Origin of the sequence: Rhodococcus chondri (assembly GCF_036327435.1) — a bacterium.
GTDB lineage: Bacteria > Actinomycetota > Actinomycetes > Mycobacteriales > Mycobacteriaceae > Rhodococcus > Rhodococcus chondri.
On the sequence record NZ_JAUZMZ010000259.1, the window covers coordinates 1 to 4,682 of the forward strand.

2 protein-coding genes and 1 pseudogene are annotated in these 4,682 nt (G+C 69.2%); 2 read left to right on the forward strand and 1 reads right to left on the reverse strand.

From position 1 onward, the window contains the following. A partial coding sequence (gene nifJ / locus Q8814_RS24500; RefSeq protein WP_330154568.1) for a pyruvate:ferredoxin (flavodoxin) oxidoreductase occupies positions 1–3,071 on the forward strand: 3,071 nt, incomplete at its 5' end. Further along, the gene (locus Q8814_RS24505; RefSeq protein ID WP_330154569.1) at positions 3,071–4,081 is read left to right on the forward strand and encodes a dihydroorotate dehydrogenase-like protein; all 1,011 of its coding nucleotides are present in this window, start codon (positions 3,071–3,073) and stop codon (positions 4,079–4,081) included. The genes nifJ and Q8814_RS24505, both read left to right, overlap by 1 nt. On the opposite strand, the pseudogene Q8814_RS24510 reads toward Q8814_RS24505, so the two are convergent. Next, positions 4,035–4,682, reverse strand: a pseudogene (locus Q8814_RS24510) (hypothetical protein); the annotation flags it as partial. The gene Q8814_RS24505 and the pseudogene Q8814_RS24510 overlap by 47 nt on opposite strands.

Consider the following 4,682-nt stretch of genomic DNA (forward strand, 5'->3'; position numbering starts at 1 on the left):
TCTTCGACGGTTTCCGCACCTCGCACGAACTCAACACCACCGAGACCCTGTCCGACGACGACCTGCGCGCCCTGGTGCCCGAGGGCCTGATCCGCGACCACCGCGGTCGCGCGCTGTCGCCGGAACGTCCCTTCATCCGGGGCACCGCCCAGAACCCGGACACCTACTTCCAGGCTCGGGAGACGGTCAACCCCTTCTACACCCGGGTTCCGGCAGTGGTGGACGAGCTGATGGCACAACTCGGGCAGCGCACCGGACGCGACATGCGCATCGTCGACTACACCGGCCATCCCGAGGCGGAGCGGGTGCTGGTGCTCATGGGGTCCGGGGCGCAGACCGCCGCCGAAACGGTCCGGGTTCTCGCCGAGGCCGGGGCGAAGGTGGGTGCGGTGCAGGTACGGCTGTATCGGCCGTTTCCCGCCGAGGCGCTGCTCGCCGCGCTGCCCGCGACGGTGCGCACGATCGGGGTGCTCGACCGCACCAAGGAACCGGGCTCGTTCGGAGAGCCGCTGTACCTCGATGTCGTCGCCGCGTTGGCCGAGGCGTACGCCTCCGGGCAGCGGGCGCATCTGCCGCGGGTGTGCGGCGGCCGATACGGGCTCTCGTCGAAGGAATTCACCCCCGCCATGGTCGCGGGGGTGCTCGCCGAACTCGCCCGCGAGCACCCGCGGAGCAGGTTCACCGTCGGTATCGACGACGACGTGTCGGGCACGAGCATCGCCTATGATCCCGGCTTCGACCTCGAAGCCGACGACACGGTGCGGGCGGTGTTCTACGGCCTCGGTTCCGACGGCACCGTCGGTGCCAACAAGAACACCATCAGGATCCTCGGCGCGCAGGCAGACCTGCACGCCCAGGCCTACTTCGTCTACGACTCGAAAAAGTCCGGCTCACAGACTGTTTCGCATCTGCGTTTCGGACCCCGCCCGATCCGGGCACCGTATCTGATCGGCCGGGCCGATTTCGTGGGCTGCCACCAGTTCCAATTCCTCGAGAAGGTCGACGTGCTCGGCTGCGCGGCGGACGGCGCCTCGGTGCTGCTGAACTGCCGGTACCCGGCCGACAGGGTGTGGGATGCCCTGCCGCGGCGCGTCCAGCAGCAGATCCTCGACAAGCACCTGACGCTGTACGCGGTCGACGCGGGCCGCATCGCCCGACAGGTCGGTCTGGCCGGACGGATCAACGTGGTCCTGCAGACCGGCTTCTTCATGATCTCCAACGTGCTGCCCCGTGAAGAGGCGCTCGCCCGGATCAAAGACGCCGTCGCCACCACCTACGCCGATCACGGCGCCGACGTGGTCCGGCGCGAACTCGAAGCGGTCGACCTTGCCGTCGAATCCCTGCACCGGATTCCCGTCCCGGACCAGGTGAGCAGCACCGCCGAGCCGACCCCACTCGTGCCCGACCACGCCCCCGAATTCGTGCGCACTGTCACCGCGGAGATGATGGCCGGCCGCGGCGACGCGTTGCCCGTCAGCGCTCTGCCGGCCGACGGCAGCTATCCCAGCGGCACCACCGCCTACGAGAAACGCAACATCTCCGAACTGGTCGCCGTGTGGGATCCCGATGCGTGTATCCAGTGCGGCAACTGCAGTTTCGTGTGCCCGCACAGCGTCATCCGCACCAAGTTCTACGACGGGGATCAACTCACCGACGCCCCGCCGACCTTCCCGTCGGCCCCGCTCGGGGCCGTCGGGCTGCCGCAGGCCCGCTACAGCCTGCAGGTCTACGTCGAGGACTGCACCGGCTGCGGCCTGTGCGTCGAGGCCTGTCCTGCGCTCACCCCCGGCGCTCCACCCGCGAAGGCGATCAATCTCGCTCCGCGCGAGCCTCGGGTGGCCGACGAGCGGGAGAACATCGCGTTCTTCGAAACCCTGCCCGTGGTCAACCGCTCACGCGTCGACTTCGGCACCGTACGCGGCACCCAGTTCCTCGAGCCGCTGTTCGAGTTCCCCGGCGCCTGTGTGGGCTGTGGGGAGACGCCGTACCTCAAGCTGCTCTCGCAGCTGTTCGGCGACCGGGCGATGATCGCCAACGCCACGGGGTGTTCGTCCATCTACGGGGCCAACCTGCCGACCACCCCGTGGACCACCAACGCAGACGGGCGCGGGCCCTCCTGGTCCAATTCGCTGTTCGAGGACAACGCCGAATTCGGGCTGGGAATGCGGCTCGCCGCCGACGAGCACGCCGAGCTGGCCCGGCGGCGACTCACCGAGCTACGGGACACGATCGGGGCGAGCCTCGTCGACGAAATCCTGACGGCGTCGCAACTGCGCGAGTCCGAGCTACGCGCCCAGCGGGAGCGGGTGGCCGAACTCGAACTGCTTCTCGCACAGCTGGATCCGGAGTCGACCGCCGACCTGCGCAGTGTGCTCGATCATCTGGTGCGGCGCAGTGTGTGGATCGTCGGGGGCGACGGCTGGGCCTACGACATCGGTGCCGGCGGTCTCGACCATGTCCTCGCCAGCGGCCGCAACGTCAACATCCTGGTACTCGACACCGAGGTGTATTCCAACACCGGCGGTCAGATGTCCAAGGCCACCCCGCTCGGGGCGATCGCGAAATTCGCCGCCGCCGGCAAGACCGTGCCGATGAAGGATCTCGCGCTGCAGGCCATCGCATACGGAAACGTCTACGTCGCCCGCGTCGCGATGGGCGCCGACCCTCAGCACACGTTGCAGGCGATGCGCGAAGCCGAAGCCTACGAGGGTCCCTCCCTCGTGATCGCCTACAGCCAGTGCATCGCACACGGCATCGACATGCGTCACGGGATGGACCAGCAGTACCGCGCGGTGGCCAGCGGGCACTGGCCGCTGATCCGCTACGACCCGGTCCTGCGGGCAGCGGGACGGAACCCGTTCCTGCTCGACTCGCACCGCCCACGCATCTCCCTCGACGACTACCGCAGCCGGGAACTGCGCTACCGCGCCCTCGCCAACAGCAACCCGGCCGAATACGACCGGATCCTCGCCCTCGCCGAAGAGGCGGTCGCACAGCGCTGGAGCCGCTACGAGCAGATGGCTTCTCAAGGGCCGCAGCACTTCACGGCTGACGCCCGGAAGGAGTCGTGATGGATCTGTCGACGCGGTACCTGGGTCTGGCACTGCAGAATCCACTGGTGGCGGCGGCCTCCCCGCTGTCGCGGACGGTCGACGGGATCCGGCGGCTCGCCGACGCCGGTGTCGGCGCGGTGGTGCTCTACTCGCTGTTCGAAGAGCAACTGCGACGCGAGACGGAACGCAATGCGGCACTGACCGAGCACGGTTCGCAGAGCTACGCGGAGTCGCTGTCCTACTTTCCGTCGGTCGTCGAACGCGACCCCGGCCCGCGCCGCTACCTGAGCCTGCTCGAACGTGCCGCGCAGGCGGTGCCCGTACCGGTGATCGGCAGCCTGAACGGTGTCACCCCGGGTGGCTGGACGGACTATGCCCGGTCGATGCAGGACGCCGGTGCCGCCGCGATCGAGCTGAACATCTACTACCTGCCCGGTGATCCGCACATCAGCGGCAGGGACGTCGAACAACGGCACCTCGACGTCCTGGCCCGGGTCAAGGACGCCGTCACTGTGCCGGTGGTGGTCAAGATCAGCCCGCACTTCAGTTCTGTCGGGGAAATGGCGCTGCGTCTCGACGAGGCCGGGGCCGACGGGCTGGTGCTGTTCAACCGGTTCCTCCAGCCCGACATCGACTGCGAAACCCGCACCGTGGTCCCGGACATCCAGCTGTCCACCGCCGCCGAGTCCCGCCTGCCCCTGACCTGGATCTCCCTGCTGCGCCGGCGGATCGACGGCGCACTCGCCGCGAGCGGAGGAGTCGAGGACGCCACCGACATCATCAGGTACCTGCTGGCCGGGGCGGATGTCGTGCAGTCGGCGTCGGCGTTGCTGCGCCACGGCGCCGAGTACGCCACCGTCCTGCTCGACGACGTGCGTCACTGGATGCGCCGCAAGGAGTATCGCAGCGTCGACGAGTTCCGCGGGCTGCTCGCCGTGCCGTCGGGCGTGGACGGGACGAGCCGCGAACGCGGCGACTACGTCAGCGCACTTCGCGACGCCAACACCCGCGCCTACGACGTGCTGTGAAGCCCCGGTCCGGAGTCACGCTCGCGACCGCGACGACAGCGGCGATCGCGGCGACCCCGGCGAGGACGAGGTAGGCGTCGGCGTAGCTACCGGTCGCGGCGGCCAGGGCGGTTCCCGCCCACGGCGCCAGTGCCATGACCACAACGACGGGGGCCGACATCAGCCCGCTCAGGCGCCCGTAGTGGGTCGAGCCCCACCGGTCGGTGATGGCGGTGGCCTGGATCAGGGTGAACAATCCGCGCACCAGTCCCGCGCCGATAGCCGCGCTGATCAACGCAGCGGCCGTGGTCACCGCGCCGAGCAGTGCGGTGGTAGCCGCGGTCCCGGCCAGGATCCCCACAATGCGGCCGCGGACGCTGGTGCGGGCGACCAGGGTCAGGTAGCCCAGACGGCCGAGGACTTGTCCGGCGCCGCCGAGCCCGAGCGTCAACGCCGCCACAGATGGGGAAAAGCCCTGTTCGAGCAGCAACGGCAGGATCTCCCTGCTGCGCCGGCGGATCGACGGCGCACTCGCCGCGAGCGGAGGAGTCGAGGACGCCACCGACATCATCAGGTACCTGCTGGCCGGGGCGGATGTCGTGCAGTCGGCGTCGGCGTTGCT

Excerpts from the sequence above, each read along its gene's own strand:
- Q8814_RS24505 (WP_330154569.1), top strand. The coding sequence starts at position 3,071 with ATGGATCTGTCGACGCGGTACCTGGGTCTGGCACTGCAGAATCCACTG.